Annotated in this window: 17 protein-coding genes; 7 read left to right on the top strand and 10 right to left on the bottom strand. The window is 59.3% G+C overall.

Features of this window, described 5'->3' with window-relative positions; translation table 11 throughout:
- Positions 1 to 2 precede the first annotated feature (2 nt).
- The 9 genes from EN943_RS02395 to EN943_RS02355 form a co-directional block, all read right to left on the bottom strand.
- Entirely contained in the window at positions 3 to 278 is a 276-nt protein-coding gene (locus EN943_RS02395; protein ID WP_024505375.1) for an EscS/YscS/HrcS family type III secretion system export apparatus protein, read from the bottom strand.
- A gap of 2 nt (positions 279 to 280) precedes the next feature.
- Positions 281 to 946, bottom strand: coding sequence for a type III secretion system export apparatus subunit SctR (sctR, locus tag EN943_RS02390; RefSeq protein WP_029354851.1), 666 nt, complete (start codon positions 944 to 946; stop codon positions 281 to 283).
- Positions 939 to 1,967, bottom strand: coding sequence for a type III secretion system cytoplasmic ring protein SctQ (gene sctQ / locus EN943_RS02385; protein WP_095769044.1), 1,029 nt, complete (start codon positions 1,965 to 1,967; stop codon positions 939 to 941). The genes sctR and sctQ overlap by 8 nt, the downstream gene beginning before the upstream one ends.
- 89 nt (positions 1,968 to 2,056) lie before the next feature.
- A complete protein-coding gene (locus EN943_RS02380) occupies positions 2,057 to 2,569 on the bottom strand; it encodes a hypothetical protein (protein WP_063169269.1) in 513 nt (170 codons plus the stop codon).
- Positions 2,545 to 3,903 carry a type III secretion system ATPase SctN gene (sctN, locus tag EN943_RS02375; RefSeq protein WP_063169268.1) on the bottom strand — a complete coding sequence of 453 codons (1,359 nt, stop codon included), beginning with the start codon at positions 3,901 to 3,903 and terminating at the stop codon, positions 2,545 to 2,547. Before sctN ends, EN943_RS02380 begins: the two co-directional genes overlap by 25 nt.
- Positions 3,900 to 4,523, bottom strand: coding sequence for a type III secretion system stator protein SctL (gene sctL, locus EN943_RS02370; RefSeq protein ID WP_024505371.1), 624 nt, complete (start codon positions 4,521 to 4,523; stop codon positions 3,900 to 3,902). The genes sctN and sctL overlap by 4 nt, the downstream gene beginning before the upstream one ends.
- Complete coding sequence (locus tag EN943_RS02365) at positions 4,520 to 5,206, bottom strand: nodulation protein NolU (protein WP_210326671.1); 687 nt, start codon at positions 5,204 to 5,206, stop codon at positions 4,520 to 4,522. The genes sctL and EN943_RS02365 overlap by 4 nt, the downstream gene beginning before the upstream one ends.
- Positions 5,151 to 6,014: a type III secretion inner membrane ring lipoprotein SctJ gene (gene sctJ / locus EN943_RS02360; protein WP_024505369.1), complete on the bottom strand. Its 864-nt coding sequence runs from the start codon at positions 6,012 to 6,014 to the stop codon at positions 5,151 to 5,153. Before sctJ ends, EN943_RS02365 begins: the two co-directional genes overlap by 56 nt.
- Positions 6,015 to 6,023: 9 nt before the next feature.
- Entirely contained in the window at positions 6,024 to 6,533 is a 510-nt protein-coding gene (locus EN943_RS02355; protein WP_024505368.1) for a nodulation protein NolB, read from the bottom strand.
- A gap of 187 nt (positions 6,534 to 6,720) precedes the next feature.
- Here EN943_RS02355 and EN943_RS02350 point away from each other — a divergent pair, with 187 nt between their 5' ends.
- The 7 genes from EN943_RS02350 (at position 6,721) to EN943_RS02320 (ending at position 15,746) form a co-directional block, all read left to right on the top strand.
- Positions 6,721 to 7,419, top strand: coding sequence for a secretin N-terminal domain-containing protein (locus tag EN943_RS02350; RefSeq protein WP_024505367.1), 699 nt, complete (start codon positions 6,721 to 6,723; stop codon positions 7,417 to 7,419).
- Positions 7,420 to 7,720: 301 nt separating this feature from the next.
- Positions 7,721 to 9,655, top strand: coding sequence for an HrpF/NolX family T3SS translocon protein (locus tag EN943_RS02345; RefSeq protein WP_024505366.1), 1,935 nt, complete (start codon positions 7,721 to 7,723; stop codon positions 9,653 to 9,655).
- Positions 9,656 to 10,711: 1,056 nt separating this feature from the next.
- Entirely contained in the window at positions 10,712 to 11,056 is a 345-nt protein-coding gene (locus tag EN943_RS02340; protein WP_082826567.1) for a helix-turn-helix domain-containing protein, read from the top strand.
- 37 nt (positions 11,057 to 11,093) lie between these two features.
- Positions 11,094 to 12,431 carry a serine hydroxymethyltransferase gene (gene glyA / locus EN943_RS02335; RefSeq protein ID WP_063169266.1) on the top strand — a complete coding sequence of 446 codons (1,338 nt, stop codon included), beginning with the start codon at positions 11,094 to 11,096 and terminating at the stop codon, positions 12,429 to 12,431.
- A 57-nt stretch (positions 12,432 to 12,488) separates the two neighbouring features.
- On the top strand, positions 12,489 to 13,664 hold the full coding sequence (metK, locus tag EN943_RS02330) for a methionine adenosyltransferase (protein WP_063169265.1): 1,176 nt from the start codon (positions 12,489 to 12,491) through the stop codon (positions 13,662 to 13,664).
- Between the two features lie 100 nt (positions 13,665 to 13,764).
- Positions 13,765 to 14,757, top strand: coding sequence for an adenosine kinase (locus tag EN943_RS02325; protein ID WP_027039710.1), 993 nt, complete (start codon positions 13,765 to 13,767; stop codon positions 14,755 to 14,757).
- Positions 14,758 to 15,044: 287 nt separating this feature from the next.
- Entirely contained in the window at positions 15,045 to 15,746 is a 702-nt protein-coding gene (locus EN943_RS02320) for an antitoxin Xre/MbcA/ParS toxin-binding domain-containing protein (protein ID WP_127411356.1), read from the top strand.
- A gap of 33 nt (positions 15,747 to 15,779) precedes the next feature.
- Here EN943_RS02320 and EN943_RS02315 read toward each other — a convergent pair whose 3' ends face one another.
- Positions 15,780 to 18,059 carry an NADP-dependent malic enzyme gene (locus tag EN943_RS02315; protein ID WP_127411355.1) on the bottom strand — a complete coding sequence of 760 codons (2,280 nt, stop codon included), beginning with the start codon at positions 18,057 to 18,059 and terminating at the stop codon, positions 15,780 to 15,782.
- Positions 18,060 to 18,259 lie beyond the last annotated feature (200 nt).

Raw genomic sequence — 18,259 nt, 5'->3', positions numbered from 1 at the left:
GACTAGTAGCTAAGTGTCATTGCGGGAAACTCGGTGAAGATCTGATCGGCTAGCTCTATGAGCGGGGCGCTTAGCACAGGAGCAAACAGCCCAATCACCGCGACAACGACCAGAAGCTTCACGGTGAGCGGCAAGCTTTCATCCTGGATCTGCGTCGCCGCCTGGAGGATGCCGATGACGAGGCCGACAACCACTGATGCAATGAGCGGCGGTAGAATCCAGATCATGAAAACCACCAGTGATTGGCTCATAAGAGTAATGATGCTGGATTCAGTGATGATCAGCCTCCCGGTAACGTATAACTCAGCACAAGCCCATGCATCAATTTTGACCAACCATCAATGGCAACAAACAAGAAGATCTTGAACGGAACAGATATAACAGTTGGTGAGACCATCGACATACCCATTGCCATCAAGATAGTTGTCACTATCAGATCTATAACAATAAAAGGCAGATAAAGTAGAAATCCTATCTCAAATCCGCGCTTCAATTCTGATAGCAAGAAAGATGGTACAAGTATTGCAAAGTCATCAGGCGTGGCTGCAGCGTGCATTTCCTCTGGCCAGACCTTTTCTGTCGAAGATAGGAAAAATCGCCGCTGCTCTTCATTTGTGAATTTCTTGAGATGCTCGCGCAAGGGCTCACTTCCGGCTTTAGCGGCGCTTACCCAGTCGTCGAATGTCTGATAGTGGAGCTTGGGATCCGACATGCGGTCATAGGTCTGCTCAGCAACGGGCGCACTAACGAACATAGTGAGGATCATCGCCGCGGCGTACAGCACCACATTGGGTGGTATGGTCTGGGTCCCGAGCGCATTGCGGACGAGGAAAAGAACAATTGATACCTTTACAAAGGCCGTTGTCGTGGCAACTGCTAAAACCAGCAGACCGAGTCCGGCGGTAACCGCAAGAAGCGCCAGGATTGTCGGCTGAGCTTCACTCATTGCATGCAAACCCGCCACGGAGCCTGATGCCCAGCTCTTCTCCGATGCGGACAATGTCGCCACGCCCGATACGCTGACCATTGGCCACTATGTCGACCGGGCCGTCGATCGGCCATCCAAGTTCAAAAATATGCCCTTCGCCGGCACTTCTTAATTCCCCAAGAGAAATAGGCCAGCGGCCGCATTCAAAGACAAGCACGATCTCGACATCGTCGAGATCCTTAGTAAGCTCCAGTTGCGATCCGGGTTGTGTCATATGCGCACTCTCCAAAGGACACGGTCGCGGGCGGAAAGGCCCCCGCAAGATTAATTCATCGCCGTCAAGATCCGCCTCGGCGCACAACTGGCCGACAGCTAGGGTGATCTGGCCGCGGCCGAACGGCGCAATATCGGGCAACAATGCATCACCGACACATGCGCTTCGAAGAAGCGCCGCAGGAAGGCGAAGCGTGCCGACCTCTCCTGCAACAATGAGCGGGAGCTCTGGAGGCAGCCCGCCCAGCTGCCGCGGCAACTGGGCAAGCAGTTCGCCTAGCGCGCGAAACGCAGGCGGTACTAAGCCGTCAAGTGGCGTGAACAGGAATAGACGGCCCTTGCCCTTGACCGCGCCGAAAATGATGTCGAGTTCAAGATGAGGAGCCAGCATCGTGGCTTCGCATACCCGCACGAGTTGCACGTTCAGACGCGTCGTCTCCTCCAGTCGAGTGACAAGCGGCTCCAGAGCGAGTTCGAGAATTAGCGAAGCAGTTGGCTCGGAAGGGAAGGCCAAGCCGTTCTGCACTGTCGTGATGAACTCCTCTACGAGCGGGCGCGACAGTGACAAGATGACCGTTTCGGCTCCCACTCTCCAGACGCAGTCAAGCATCGGAATGGCAGCAGGTTCCTGCTGCCAGACAAGCCCTGCCGTTCGCACCGATAGCGGCACCTCGTTGATCCGGCTTTGAAACGGCGTGCGCGGCGCTGCTGTATCATTGAGCCACGAGACAACCGTGTGGGACAGTTTCAGAACTGGTTCGAACATGGCGGGTGTGACCGCAGCGCCTATCAAAGACTGCACGGTCGTGTCATTCGGACGACCTCTTGCGACCGTCGGATCCGGTTGCGCGGCATTTAGGCAAGCGACCCCCTCGCATATTTCAGCAGTATCTCATCGTCGGCCTCGATCTCGGCTGCGGCCTCCGAATGAGTCTCGACGGCGCGCCGCACGTCGTCCTCGATTTGTTGCCATTTGTCCCTTGCCGCCGAACATATGACCCATAGCTCCCTCGTCCTGGACGCCGCCATCTCAGCCTCCTCTTGAGCGATTTGGGTATCATCAAGCATCTGCCGTCTGGAATTGATCTCAGCGGCAAGTTGTTCAGTGTGAAGGCGGTGACGGTCGAGCGCTGCGCTAGACAAGTTGTCGAGTGACATCAGATGCTGATAGAGCGCTGCTTCTTTTCTTGAACAATGTTGCTGTATCATTGCAAGCTCCCTAGAGGCATTTTGTACGGCTGAGGCGGCCACATCGCGCTGGGCTTCCTTCTTGGACAGCTCGCCAAGGGCACGACGCTCTTGCATTTCCTTCAGAAGCCGTATACTCGAAGACTGAATCCAGTTTACGCGGTCAGACGCGACATCCATGCGACCGTCTCCTCGAAATCTGACGCGTCATCTTCGCTCTGGCGCAGAAACTCCCTCAGTTCGTCGATTGACGCGACAGCCCGGTCAGTCAGGGGATCTCCACCTGGCTTGTATTCGCCAACATTGATCAAGAACTCGGTCTCGGCATAGCGCGACAGGAGCTCGCGGAAAATGGATGCTGCCTTGCGATGTGTCCCCGAAACGACTGCATCCATGACGCGGCTGCGACTCTGCAGCACATCAATAGCGGGGAAATGCGATCGCGCCGCAATAGCGCGTGAGAGGATGACATGGCCATCGAGAATACCACGCGATTCCTCGGCGATTGGATCACCCGTGCCATCACCCTCTACAAGCACCGTATAGAAGGCCGTGATTGAGCCCCGCTCACCCATGCCGGCGCGCTCGAGCAGGCCTGGCAGCATGCCAAAAACGGAAGGAGGAAAGCCCCGTCGCGTCGGCGGCTCACCCGCAGCAAGGCCTATTTCGCGCATAGCGCGGCAGAAGCGCGTCAGCGAATCCAGCATGAGAGCAACGCGTAGGCCTTGATCGCGGAAATATTCCGCGAGCGCAGTCGCCATTGGAGCGCATTGCGCACGCTCTACCGCCGAGCGGTCGGATGTTTCAACCACGACGACCGTACGGAGAAGGCCCTCTTCACCAAGATTCCTTTCGATGAATTCACGAACTTCCCGTCCACGTTCGCCTATGAGCGCCACTATGACGACGTCAGCGGCGGCACCCTTTACGATCTGTGACAACAGCGTCGACTTGCCACCACCTGGCTCGCCATAAATCCCGATCCGCTGGCCCTCGCCGCACGTCAGCAGACCATCGAGGACACGGACCCCAAGCGGGAATGGCCGCTCAATCATGCGCCTCGTCATCGGATTGGGGGCTCTGCCATGCAGGGGCCGAGTTTCGACGGTCTTGATTTCGCCTTTGCCGTCCAATGGGCGGCAACGACTGTCGATCACGCGACCGAGCAAATCGCCGCCGACGGGCACCTCACGCATTCGGCCAGTGGCCACGACCTCTGCGCGGCTGGATAGGCCCACCAAGTCCCCGATCGGTGTCAGCAATACACCATCACCCGACAGGCCGATCACCTCGGCCTCGAGCGACAGCCCGGTTCGCGGGTCCTCTAGGAGGCAAAGTTCCCCAATACGAGTGTCTGGCAAGACGGCATGAACCAGTGTGCCGATAGCCCGCGTGATCCGACCGCGCACCGCACGCGTGTCAATTCGCTTGGCCGCAGCCCTCAAAGACGAGATTGCTGGAACGAGAGCTCGAGTGTGGGCGTCAGCGTTATGTTCTGGGACGGGCTTTCTCATAGCTCGCCTTTCTCACAGAGCGTCCCGAAACCAAGGCGCAGCGCGCGCATCTGGGCGTCAAGTCCAAGGTCAACATTGCCGTACTCGCTCCACAGCACGCAGCGTTGCGGCGACAATGTCGGGTCGGGCTCGATCCGCACCCTTGGTCGACCATCCTGGCCGTCGCATCGAGCAAACTCTCGTGCAAGCATGTCGACTTGCATGGGAGAAACATGAAGGCAAACGTCGGCGCCGCTGTATTGACACTCTATGGCGTGACGAACAGCCCTCACCAATAGCTCGCCCGGATCGAAAGCGCCGATAAGATCGCTCAATATTTCCATCACGAGCTGCGGCAATTCCTGCTCCAGAGCCGCCTTTCGTCGCGCGATTTCGGAGATTGTCTCCGCAATCAACCCTGCCATCTCCTCGGTGCCTGCATTCGAGCCCTCCATGTGGCCGCGCGCCCACGCCCGCTGGTAAACCGCGCGTGCCCAGTTTCGAACGCGCTGCCGATGCCGTTCTGCCGCGGCAAGGGCTTGCGCGGCGCTGTGCCAGGTTTCGAGCTCGCTCGCGGGTATCAGTGGTCCGACTGGACGCATCTGCGGCGCTATTGGCCCCTCGGAAAGTTCGACTGTCATTTCACCGGGGTCTCTGTCTCAAAATGAGCTACTACAAGTGAAAGCAATTGGCCGGCGGCGGTCCAATGCTCATGTGCTGGAGTCTCCGCGGCAGTCCCCTCGGGCAATCGAAGAAGCACGCGGTTACGCTCGGTCGCTGAACTGTCCTGGAGCCAAGCTCCAAGACATGCGTGTCCATCGTATTCGATTTGCTGAGCGAGTTTTTCTGGGTCCGAGATCAGTCTTTTGTCAACAGCATGCAGCAGGTGTCGGATTCCGAATGCGTGTGCATCCACGCCGATGCGTTTAACAAGGATGGCAAGCTCAGGCTGAGAGACAAACGCGACCAGCGAACGGGCATGCCAGATACTACCAGCAAGAAGGGTCGCTCGATATGGATCATGCCCGCGTAGAAGGTCCGGCCTGCAGCCGATGTGGTTCAGATCCACGTCATCGTTGCCCAGCAATTCTGCCAGCCTTGGATGCAGTCTGGAACACTTCTGCAACTTCACTAACGTTTCGGCCGATAACGCTGGATCAAGACGCGCCGCAAGACGGGTTGGATGGGCCGAAGCCGCAAGCTCGCTCGCGCCCGGAAAGTGCGGACCATCAGGTCGGGCGGTCTGTATAGGCATTGGCAATGAGATGTCACCCACGTCCAATTGCAGGCATTCTTTTGCGAATGGCCTCGACAGCAGAAGCATCCCGGCGCCCCTCGACCTTGGAAACGCCGGTTGATTGCTTGCGCCGACGCGTAACAACGCCGATCAAGAGATAACAGGCCACGGCGAATACGGCTGCGGCAAAACCTGTTACGGTCGCCAGAAGTGGCGCAGGAAGAGGTAGTGATGCTTGTGGCAAAACAGCAGTCGGATCGGGCCGTTGCTCGTGTGCGGAACGTTCTACCGGCACCAAAACCACTTCCACCTTATCGTAGGACAGGCCTTCGATGCTGTCGGCTACAAGCATCTTTATCTTTGGCAGCAGAGCCGCGACATTTGTTTTTGCGTCGTGCCTGATAAACACCGAGGCCGAGGATGGCGTGGCACCGGCTCGCACAAGGTCGTTATGCGGCAGCACGACGTGAACACGTACAGAAAAAACGCCATCGATATCGCTGATCGTCCGCGACAACTCTTCGCTCAGGGCATACACGTAACGGGCACGCTCTTCGGTCGGCGAGGCAATCAGGCCTGATCCTTGGAATATCTCACCGAGGTTCTTGAAGGATTGGCGCGGCAGCCCCTTGGCGTTCAGAAGGTTGATTGAGAAGGCGAGCAGCTTTTCGTCAACCTGGATCGTGCTGGTTCCATCCTTGGCGACCACCCGGATCGCGGCGACCCCGTTGTCTTCAAGAAGTGCGAGCATTTCATTTGCCTCACGCTCTTGCAATTGCGTGTAGAGGTCGGCTTTGCAAGCAGTGAGGGCGACGAGAACTGGCAGCATGACAAGTCTAACCGACCGCCACCCTGACAGGCCACGCATGATTTCGCCCTCGGCCAAGCCAATCATGCGCGCGGTTCAGCCTTCCTTCAAAAGTTTATTCACGGATGATGTGACGCCGCTGACGCCTTTGGAGATAAGCGCCACCTGGGTGACGCCGTTGTAAACATCCCGAAGACCAGCCATCATCGTTTCGAAGTCTTGCCCTTGTTGGGGAATGCCCGAGATTCCGGTTCCCGCCTCACCTGGAACGGGAAGCTTCTGCGCCGGTCCCGGTAGAGCGCCCTTCGAAAGGGCTATGTCATGGTCGAGCGCGGGGAAGGAAACAGTGTTGTGTGGATATAGGGAGGAAATCGTCTGCAACACGCGATCGCCCATGCCGCTCGTCGGCGCAGCCGCGCGCTGAACATCCATCGCCGCAGCAACTGGCGCCGCACTCGCTGGCCCCGCGGCGGCATCGTTTTTCAGCGAGTCGGCTGCATGCCCTAAGGCGCGCTCAAACTGGGCCTGCTCGACAATCGACGGTGATCCGACCCTGGGGAGGCCAGCCGTTAGAGTGGCAGAGATCGACGTGACAGGCATCATCATGTAAGGACTCGGTTGCTCTCTCTGACCGGGCGAGCCCCGCCCATTCATCACCCGGTGTCGGCGCAACACTCCTAGGGGGGCAAGCTGACAACAAGCTGACTAACGGCGGCGTCATTTCGACAATCTAAAATCTCTTCGGCAATTTAGTCACTTGTGATGATTTCAGCGTTTGGTTTATCAGTGCGACATGCCGAGAACGCTTATCCAACCCGTCACCCTGCATGTTTTGAGACTTCTTTGTGCCGGGTTTTTTCTGTCCACCGGGATTCACCCGGCGCATGCAGTCCCGCTGTCCCTTCCGGCGACACCCTATAGATACACGGTTCTGGATCAGGAGCTCGCTGCAGCGTTGCAGGAATTCGGCAACAACCTGAATATCAGGGTCAACATCAGTCCTGCGGTGAAGGGGCGAATTCGCGGACGTATGCCTGATTTGCCACCGCGCGCGTTCCTCGACCGCTTGACGAACCTTTACGGTCTACAATGGTACTATGACGGCCTTGTGCTCTATGTGTCTGCTGCACAAGAATCGCAAACTCGAATGCTTTTGATGACGTCGATTCGCTTCGATGCGTTCAAGGGGGCTCTCGACAAGCTTGATATCTCCGACGAGCGCTATGTGGTCAAACCCGTGCCAGGCAATGGCCTCGTCTTCGTTTCCGGTCCACCGCGCTTCGTCGCACTCGTGGAGCAGACCTTTAACGGCTTGGTGGCGCAGGCGCAGGCGCAGACTCACATAGCGGCAACGCCAAAGGAATCAGTGCTGATCTTGTTTCGCGGCTCCTCCACTACGGTCGTTCGCGACGGACGACCGGATGCTTCTTATTCTTCTGACATCCCACAACAGGATAGCGTTGGCGGGAAGCCTGAGCTGGGCAAGAAATGAACATTGAGGATTTCCCGCAGCTCTGAAGAACATGACTGCGGCTACCCCTTTGTGAACTCTTCGCAAACTCGTCAGTTTCTCGAAAGCTAATCCGCTCATGATGAGTCCCGGCAGCTCTCGCGGTGACTCCGGCCATTGTGTTGGACCGAACCTTGGAGCCGGCCCGGAACACAGCAATTGAAGGCAGGGCAGGCGCATTCGTGACCTGCCGACGCTTGGAATTGTCGAATTTTGTGAAACGCAAGGGATCTTCTGTCGGGGTCTCTTGTGGGGATTTCAACGTCACGTCTGAGGATGCATAATGTCGGCCAGTAATCTTTCAACTTTCTACCGCTCAAATTCGCTACAGTCCGCAAGGGGTTGGCCGGGCCTGAAAGTTTCCCATTTTGCGACCCAGCATCAGCAAAGTGCATCGTGCTTCGAAGCGATGCTGTCCACTTGTGTGCTGGCAGACAAGCCCGGCTCTTTCGCGCAAGGGGATCTGCCAGCGTCGAATCTTGATTCGACAATGGATAAATTGCGGCAGGACCCTTTGGGCCATCTGGCACCGGATGTCTTGACATTGAATGGCTTGGAGCAACACCCACTGGATCTGCTGCCGCCAAATATGAGGGCGGCTCTCAAGGAGGACCAATCGCAACGCTCCAAGGCGACTGAAGCCCAACATCTGCTCGGCGTCACTCCGAAGATCGAGCCGGCTCCCAGGCCGAGCCCCGGAATCACGTGGAACGGTGGGTCGCTGACCACGGCTGAGTTGCAGATTGTTGCGGTACTCAACCGTCACAAGGACCAATGCCCGCTTACTTGGAAGTCGTTGACCGACAAAGCCAATGATCCCTCTACGCCACCGGATCTGAAAGCGGCGATCCAGGGACTGCAGCAGGATTCGGGACTTTTTTATGCGATTGGCTCGCAGGGCGACGGCCGCTGTGGAGGCAAGATCAACGCCAAGGACTTGGCCGGATTTTCAAACCACCACCCACAAGTTGCTGCATTTCAGGAAGCCCAAGCGCGAAGCTACGAGCAGAACTACATACCATCCGACGGCAGCGGAGGTTTGCAGCCTTCGGTCATGACCTTGAGCGATGCCTTGCGGGAGTTTTACCGGTACTCCGAAAATCTGTCCAAGGACCTGAGTCTGGATGAGTTCAAGAAAATGGTCGGCGGCGAATCGAAAAACGGCAAATTTCCGCCCCAGGTCATTGCGGCGGCGCAATATTTCCTCGATCACCCCGATGCTTGGAACCAGTTGTGCGGTGGCTCGAAAGGGAAGATGCACAAAGAGGATTTCCTGCAAGTCGCCTCATCGTCGATGAGCCTCACGCAAACTGAGCTGAATACGGTCGAGATGATCAAGGACCATCAGGACACGTTCTTTGGAAGCGGTGTTCTGACTCGCGACAAACTGGCGAAAATGAAAGACGACAAGAGCCTTGATCCGAAAGTGCGGGAAGCAGCCTCTCAGCTCCTTTCAGATCCTCTTTTGTTTGGCCTCCTGAACAATTCGATCACGGGCTATAAGACCCATCATAAATTCTTCGACTTTGGCGGCGGGCATACGGTTGATTCCGGCAATATCAGCAAAAAAGACTTTGCCCATTTTTGCACAAACATGTCGTCTGCGAACCGCAACGTTCAGCAGCCAATCACCCACGGCGCCCAAACCGCAGAAGAGCAGAATGCCGTCGCGGACATGAAGATGGGCCTGATGGACCAGCCTGACATTAAGTCAGCCAAAAAGAACGGCGGGGCCGTCATGCACGTCGTCGACTCCGTGCTCAAAATCGAGACGAAAGTGCTCGACTTGGCGGCAACGGCGGTGGGACTGCTCAGCTTCATTCCGGGCCTCGGACAAGTAGCCGATCTTGCCTCGATGGTTCTCGAGGCTGAGTCGCAAGCAGCCAATCTCCTGCGTACGGCCATTAACGGAGGCGATATGAAGCGAGCGCTGGAGGAAGCTGGCCTCAATATGGCCGCGCAGGCGATCGGCCTTATCGCAGGCCCCGAGGTCAAGCTGGCCATTCGAAATGGGCTCGTAAAGCACCTGATGGAAGAGGCCTTGGCGGCAGGCATTGATCTTTCGGTCTCGACGGCGCAGGACTACGCAGAAGGCTATGTGAATAACCTCAAAGCGCGCCTTGCAGGCGGCCCTGAGCAAAGCCTAGGCCTTCCGAGCATGCCATCATTCCAGAGTGTGGCAAGCAATGTGCCCTTCGTCGGCATTGCCTTATCCTAGCCGTCGCCTTGCGCGGAAGCTTTGGCTCGCGCGCTGACATAAGGGTCATTGTGGCACAAGCAGGGGTTCATCCGCATCAACGCAAGCGGTGTTCCTGACGCCATCTGGATCGGACTGTGAGGGGGATGTCCGAAGTCTGTGAAGACTTCGGTATATGACGACTTCAGAGTTACGCTGAGCCCAGCCATCTCGAGCCGGTGCGCCGGGTCGAGGTTTTCACGGGCGCCGGCCGGTAGCGGGAATGGTCTCCGGAAGGCACGGCGCGGATGGTGGCGGAGCGGCGCAGCCGAAGGAACGGCTGTCGCGCGCCCAGGGCGGCCTCCCGAACAGCAGACGATGATCTCCTGCCTTGGGCCTATATCCTCGTGCCACGCTCAAGGCAGTCGGCTGAAAACAGCGCTGATTTAAAACAGCATTATCCTGCACTGCACCCTCGATCCTTGCGCTCACCGATCGCTCGTCGACACGCACGCGGTCAAGTCGTTATCGGCGCTATGCCGATGGGCTTCGAGAGCAAGGTGGACGCTGAGCGGTGCGTCAGCCTCAGGGCGCGGCTGGCCAGCTTTGGGTCTCACGCTCTATGACGGCAACACCCGGCTGATCCACTTGGCCTGTTCGCGGGCTCCCGGCAGCGGCGCGGAAGCCACGGTCCGCCTTCCTCGGCTTCAGGCCAAAGATACCGCAGCATGCTCCAGAGCTATGTCTGCCGCCTTCGCCCCATCGTCGCTGGTCATGTGGAAAGGACAAGCAGGCTACGCACCCTATAATCCCGTCGGGCAGGATTCGACAGTCGACGGCGAGACATTCGCCAAACCTCCCCCTTGATTCTCAGCAACGTTAAAAAAAATTCACATAATGTTCGTGAGTGTAGTCTCCTGTCAGGTGGTACATTAGCCCCAATATCTGGCGTCTTAGTCGTAGAAAGGACTGTGATCTATCTTCCATTAGCATCCATACCAGCGGATTTACAGCAAATGACGAGAGAGGTCTCATGCGGATTGATGGGGATAGAAGGGCTAGCGGCTTGCTGCATCCCGTCCGGGTTGATGCTAACCAATGTTGACACTGGTAAATCGCCTAAGGACGGCAGCGCATCTTGATCGCCTTCGAATCCTGGGCCTTTGCGCGCATGCGGATCTAACCGTCGGCGAGCTGGCCGATATTACCGGTCTGCCTCGCGAGCAGGTTCGACGCCACGTTCGGCGGCTGGTCAGAGCCAACTTTCTTTGCTGCAACGAACAACGTCCGCAGTCTTCGTACCATATGCAAGCAGGAGGCAAGGATGGCGAGCTGGCTCAATTGGTGGTCGATCTCCTGCCCCACGATGATGGCCATCATAAAAGAGACCTACAACGCCTGGAAGCAATACAAGACGCGCGGTTGAAGGGACCGCCTGCTTGATCGTGAAATAGATCAGTCCAAATGGAGCGCGACTACCATGGATAACTCCGCCGGCGGCGCCATCGCGCAGCCCGACACTTACGGGCGGCCTCACTTAGCCGCCGTCGACTCCCGCGTTCACGAACTGCTTCTAAGACAGGAGCGTCAGGAGCGGACAACTCTCAAACTGATCGCCTCCGAGAACTTTGCCTCCTCGGCGGTGTTGGAAGCGACCGGGTCGATTTTCACCAACAAGTATGCCGAGGGATACCCCGGTGCGCGCTACTACGCCGGAAACGAGATCGTCGATGAGCTTGAGACCCTCGCGATCGAGCGCCTGAAAGCGCTATTTGGCAGTGAACATGCCAACGTCCAGCCTTATTCAGGCTCGCCAGCCAACCAGGCTGTCTATCGCGCGCTTTTGAGCCCCCGTGACAAAGTCATGGGCTTGCCTTTACCCGAAGGCGGCCATCTGACTCACGGTTGGTCCGTCAATTTTTCCGGCAGCGATTATCAGCGCGTCCCGTACAGGCTGCACGAAAAGACACAGCAAATTGACTATGACCACTTGCGCGAGACCGCCAAGCGGGAACGCCCGAAGCTAATTTGGGTCGGCGGAACTGCTTATCCGCGTATTTTTGACTACGCGGCAATGGCCGAAATTGCTTCGGAGGTGAACTCGTATCTGGTGGCTGACATCGCCCACATCTGCGGCCTGGTTGTCGCAGGAGTGCATCCGAACCCCGTGTCCCATTGCGATGTGGTCACCAGCACCTCTCACAAGTCGATCCGCGGTCCCCGGGGTGGCTTCATTTTATCAAGGAATGAAGACCGTTATCAGCCCCTCCATCATCCGAAGAGCAAACACAATCTGGCCAAACGTATAGACCGCGCCGTGTTCCCTCTTCTGCAAGGCGGACCGCATATGAATACTATCGCCGCGCTTGCCGTCGCTTTGCAGGAAGCAGCGAACTCGTCCTTTCGTGTCTACGGTCAGCAGATCGTCCACAACGCCAAGGCTCTGGCCCAGGCACTTCTGGAGCGAGGTTATGAACTCGTCACCGGGGGCACTGACAATCACATGCTGATCCTTGATCTTCGGGACCGGTCGCTGTCAGGCAAAGCCTATGCGGAGCGCTTATCGCGTGCAGGCATCATTGCGAATTTCAATATGGTCCCGGGCGACCGGCGGCATCCGGCGCTGACAAGCGGCATCCGCTTAGGGACACCAGCGGTGACGTCCATGGGCATGCGCGAAACGGAGATGGTGCAGATCGCCGCTTTCATCGACTCGGTCTGCCGCCAGCCCGATGACCAGGAAGTTCATGCGAGCGTACGAAGAGACGTTGCCGACTTCTGCACTGCGTTCGATGTTCCCGGCATCCCCGACCGATAAGCCACCCCAATCCAGAAACTCCTCACTAACTCCAGCACTTGAAGCGAGGGCATTTTTATGACCAGGCAGTTCGTGTTCTCTTCCGAATCCGTCGGCGCGGGACACCCCGATAAGATGGCAGACAACATCTCCGATGCCATTCTCGATGCGGTCCTGCGCACCGATCCGAAGGCGCGCGTCGCCTGTGAAGTGTTGGTGAAGACGGGGATGGTCGTTGTGGCTGGCGAGATCACCAGCCATGCCCACATCGATTACAGCCAAGTCGCCCGCGATACGATACTCGATATTGGCTACGACGATGATGCGATTGGCTTTGATGGTCGACGTTGCGCCGTCGTTCTGGCCCTCACCGAGCAGTCGCCCGACATAAGCCAGGGCGTTGATGAAGGACGAGGGCAGGATCTCGGGCAAGGGGCAGGGGATCAGGGCATCATGTTTGGATTCGCATGCAACGAGACGGATACATTGATGCCCCTGCCGATCCAACTCGCTCACCATTTGACGAAAAGACAGGCCGAGGTCCGGAAAGCGGGACAGCTTGGCTGGCTGCGTCCGGACGTGAAATCTCAAGTGTCGGTACGCTACGAAGGGCTCCGCCCGGTGGCGCTGGATACCATAGTCCTGTCAACGCAGCATGACGAAGCGGTCTCACAAGCCACGGTCCGCGAAGGCGTCATTGAGGAGATCATAAAACCGGTCCTGCCGGCCCACCTGGATACTTCGGGGATCAGATTTCTGGTCAACCCAACAGGGCGGTTCGTGGTCGGTGGGCCTGCCGGCGACTGCGGCCTCACAGGACGGAAGATCATCGTCGATTCCTACGGTGGGACCGGGCGTCACGGCGGCGGTGCCTTTTCGGGCAAGGACCCATCCAAGGTTGACCGCTCGGCGGCCTATGCCGCCCGGTATGTCGCGAAGAACATCGTTGCCAGCGGCCTTGCGGAGGTCTGCGAGGTTCAGCTTGCCTACGCGATCGGCGTGGCCAGTCCGGTTTCTGTCATGGTCAATACCTTCGGAACCGCAAGGATCGAGGAAAAAAGGATCGAGCGCCTTGTTCTCGAGGTTTTCAATCTCCGACCGAAAGGCATCATCAAGATGCTTGATCTCTTACGGCCGATATACCGCAAGACGGCGACATACGGACACTTCGGGCGTGAAGAGCCTGAGTTCACTTGGGAGAAGACGGACAAAGCTGACGATTTGCTGCGTGAAGCCGGACCGGCAGCTGCGTGAGGGCGGCTGGATCAAGCGCATGCGGCAACCCATTTCAACTCGCGAGACCACGCCCGGCCGGCGTGGCAAGAAGCCGGCTCGGGTTTTGGCGGAGATTTTGATGCCGGATTATGACGTGCTTTGCATCGGCAATGCCATTGTCGACATCATCGCCCAGTGCGACGAGGAATTCCTCGAGACCAACGGCATCATCAAGGGCGCGATGAACCTCATCGACACACAACGCGCCGAACTGCTCTACAGCCGCATGGGCCCGGCGATCGAAGCGTCCGGCGGCAGCGCCGGCAACACGGCGGCCGGTGTCGCCAGCTTTGGCGGCCGCGCGGCCTTCTTCGGCAAGGTCTCCAACGATGCGCTGGGCGAAATCTACGCCCACGACATCCACGCGCAGGGCGTCGCCTTCGACACCACGCCGCTCAAGGGCGAGCCGCCGACGGCGCGCTCGATGATCTTCGTCACGCCCGACGGCGAGCGCTCGATGAACACCTATCTCGGCGCCTGCGTCGAGCTTGGCCCTGAGGATGTCGAAGCGGACAAGGCGTCTGGCGCCAAGGTCACCTATTTCGAAGGCTATCTGTGGGACCCGCCGCGCGCCAAGGAGGCAATCCGCCAGACGGCGAAGCTGGCGCACGCGGCAGGCCGCGAAGTGTCGATGACGCTGTCGGATTCGTTCTGCGTCGACCGCTACCGCGACGAATTCCTCGACCTGATGCGCTCGGGCACGGTCGATATCGTCTTTGCCAACAGCCACGAGATCAAGTCGCTCTACCAGACATCGTCATTCGACGAGGCGCTGGCGCAGATCCGCAAGGATTGCAGGATCGCCGCCGTGACCCGCTCGGAAAAAGGCTCCGTCATCGTGCGCGGCGACGAGACGGTGGTGATCAAGGCGACCGCCATCAAGGAACTGGTCGATACGACAGGCGCCGGCGATCTCTATGCCGCCGGCTTCCTGCATGGCTACACGCAAGGCCGCGACCTGCAGACCTGCGGCGACCTTGGCTCACTGGCGGCCGGATTGGTGATCCAGCAGATCGGCCCCAGGCCACGGCAGAATCTGCGCCGCGAGGCTGAGCAGGCGGGGTTGCTGTAACCTTAAGCCCGGCGCTTGTGCCGTAGGCGGCCGGTCGCGCCGCTGCCCTTCGCAGGCTCAGGGCGTTCGAAGCTCGAAAAGCCAAGCAATTGGCTTTTCGTCCGCTGCGCGGACCGCTTCTCACCGTCGCGCTGTTGTCACACATCGCACCTACACGCAATCTGGGCGTCCCGCGACTGACATTTCGGTGCGCCCGGATTCGTTGCCGCCGCGATTTCCGTTTTCCGCACTAGAAATTCAACAATCGGCCGCAGCTGAGGGGGAGCGCGCGGCCAGAAGACAGATGCATGAACAGATTTCAGATCCAGGGCCTCAAGCAGGGCGACTTCGCGGAGATGGTCGCGGAGGACGTCGAACGCGCGCTTGCCCACTATGACGAGGCCATCAACAAGCCCACCATGGTCTCGGTCGGCAAGATCGCCGGCAGCATAGCGTCCGCCGTCACCTTGCTGTCGCCGAAGTACCAGCGCGCCATCGACGCCATCCATGCCGACCTGCCCGGCCTGGCCTCGAAATTCGTGCGCGCGCTGGCGGCGGAAGCCGCGCGCCGCAGCGAAGCCGGTATTGCCGGCGTGACAAATCCGCCGACGACCCCGTTGGCCGATGTCGAGCCTCCTTCGCAACCAAAGTCCGACGATCTCGAATCGATGCTGATCGAGGACTGGGCGGGCCGCGTCGCCGGCTCAACCTATCTGGAAGAGCATTTGCGCATCGCCCGCTCGACCCTGCACCGCTGGCAGCGGCGGGGTGAGGTCATCGCCTTGCGCAAGGGCGGCCGCAAACATGTCTTCCCGCTGGCGCAGTTCGTCGACGGCCGGCCGGTTGCAGGCATTCGCGACGTGCTGTCGCTGATCACCAATCCAAGGCTCGCATGGCTGTGGCTGACGCGTCCCTCGGCGCAGCTCGACGGTCGCGTCCCGATCGACATGCTGCGCCAGGATCAGGTCGACGAGGTCGTCGAGGCCGCGCGCGTGTTCGCGCCCGGCTGAACGCCTCGCGGACTCACCGCTAGGGCTCCCCCCTCAAGTCCCCGCCGTGTAGGCCGCGATCGCCGCCATGTTGACGATATCGCTGTCCTTGGCGTTCAGCGAAACAATCTGAACCGGCTTGTTCAGGCCGACCAGCAGCGGACCGATGACCGTCGAGCCGCCGAGTTCCTGCAGCATCTTGGTCGAGATCGAGGCCGAGTGGAACGCCGGCATGATCAGCACATTGGCCGGGCCGGTCAGACGGATGAAGGGATATTGCGCCATGGCCCGCGCGTTGAGGGCGACGTCGGCGGCCATTTCGCCGTCATATTCGAAATCGACACGACGCTTGTCGAGAATGCGCACCGCTTCCTGGACGCGTTCGGAGCGTTCGCCCTGTGGATGGCCGAAGGTGGAATAGGCGAGCATGGCGAGCCGTGGCTCGTAGCCCATGCGGCGGGCAAAGCCTGCGGCCTCCTCGGCGATGTCGGCGATCTGCTCGGCATTGGGCATATCGTGCACGGCGGTATCGGCGACAAGCACGGTCCTGCCCCGCGCCAGCACGATCGAGACACCGATGACGCGGTGGCCGGGCTTGGCGTCGATGACGCGGCGGATGTCGTCGAGTGCTGTCGAATAGTTGCGGGTGACGCCGGTGACGATGCCGTCGGCGTCGCCCAGCGCCACCATGCAGGCTGCGAAGTGGTTGCGGTCGTTGTTGATCAGCCGCTGGCAGTCACGGAACAGGAAGCCTTTGCGCTGCATGCGCTCGTAGAGATAGTCGGTGTAGATGCCGTTGCGGCGCGACAGCCTTGCATTGATGATCTCGATGCCTTGCTTGTTGAGGTCGATGCCGGCGTGCTTGGCGTTTTCCTTGATGACGTCGTCGCGGCCGAGCAGGATGGCGGTGCCGAGCTTCTGATTCACATAGGAGACGGCGGCCCGCATGACCTGCTCCTCCTCGCCCTCGGCGAAGACGATGCGCTTGGGCTGGCGGCGCACGCGGTCGTAGATGCGCTGCAGGGTCGAAGCGATCGGGTCGCGGCGGGCGGAGAGTTCCTGCGCGTAACGATCGAGATCGAGGATCGGCTTGCGGGCGACGCCGGAATCCATCGCCGCCTTGGCGACCGCAATCGGGATGGCCGAGATCAGGCGCGGATCGAACGGCACCGGAATGATGTAGTTGGGGCCGAATTTCGGCCGGTTGCCCTGATAGGCGGCGGCGACGTCGTCTGGCACGTCCTGGCGCGCCAGTGCCGCCAGCGCCTGGGCGGCGGCGATCTTCATGTCGTCATTGATGGTGGTTGCCCTGACATCCAGCGCACCGCGGAAGATATAGGGGAAGCCGAGCACGTTATTGACCTGATTGGGATAATCAGAACGCCCTGTGGCCATGATGGCGTCTGTGCGGATTTCAGCGACCTCCTCCGGCGTGATTTCCGGGTCGGGATTGGCCATGGCGAAGATGATCGGGTTCTTGGCCATCGACTGCACCATGGCGGTGGTCAGCGCGCCCTTGGCGGAGAGGCCGAGGAAGACGTCGGCGCCGTCGAGCGCCTCGGCGAGGCTGCGTGCCTCGGTCTTGACTGCATGCGCCGACTTCCACTGGTTCATGCCTTCGGTGCGGCCTTGGAAAACCACGCCCTTGGTGTCGCACAAGGTGATGTTTTCGGGCGCAAAACCCATCGCCTTCATCAGCTCGATGCAGGCGATGCCGGCGGCGCCAGCGCCGTTGCAGACCATTTTCGTGGTCTTCATGTCGCGGCCGGTGATCTCCAGCGCGTTGATCAGGCCGGCGGCCGAGATGATCGCGGTGCCGTGCTGGTCGTCATGGAAGACCGGGATGTCCATCAATTCGCGCAGGCGCTGCTCGATGATGAAGCATTCCGGCGCCTTGATGTCCTCGAGATTGATGCCGCCGAAAGAGGGCCCGAGGAAACGCACGCAGTTGATGAACTCGTCGGCGTCCTCGGTATCGACCTCGAGATCGATGGAATCGACATCGGCGAAGCGCTTGAACAGCACCGCCTTGCCCTCCATCACCGGCTTGGAGGCCAGCGCGCCGAGGTTGCCGAGGCCCAGGATGGCCGTGCCGTTGGAGATGACGGCGACCATGTTGCCGCGCGTCGTGTAGTCGAAGGCGCGCGAGGGGTCTTCGGCGATGGCCAGGACAGGAACCGCGACGCCAGGCGAATAGGCGAGGCTGAGGTCGCGTTGCGTCGCCATCGGCTTGGTGGCGACGACCTCCAGCTTGCCGGGGCGCCCCATGGCGTGGAATTCGAGCGCTTCCTGCGCGCTGACGGACGGACCGCTGTTCTCGGTTTTCCTGGCCATGATGTTCTTGATTTCCTCGCCGGTGCAGCACCTCGTTGAAGCGGGTGCTTTGTTTCGGCCCGAATTAAGACCACGCGCTGCCGCGTGTAAACCGCCAGTGTGCTGGAATCGCCGTTCGCATCGGCAATTGCGGACAAGTCGCCGTCCCGTCGTCCCCTGTTTTTCGAAGCGCCGGCATTAAACCGCACCATCACATCTGC

Source organism: Mesorhizobium sp. M7A.F.Ca.US.006.01.1.1, assembly GCF_003997935.1.
Lineage (GTDB): Bacteria > Pseudomonadota > Alphaproteobacteria > Rhizobiales > Rhizobiaceae > Mesorhizobium.
The sequence above is the reverse complement of the archived record's forward strand: the minus strand, read 5'-3'. Positions and strand labels throughout refer to the sequence as shown.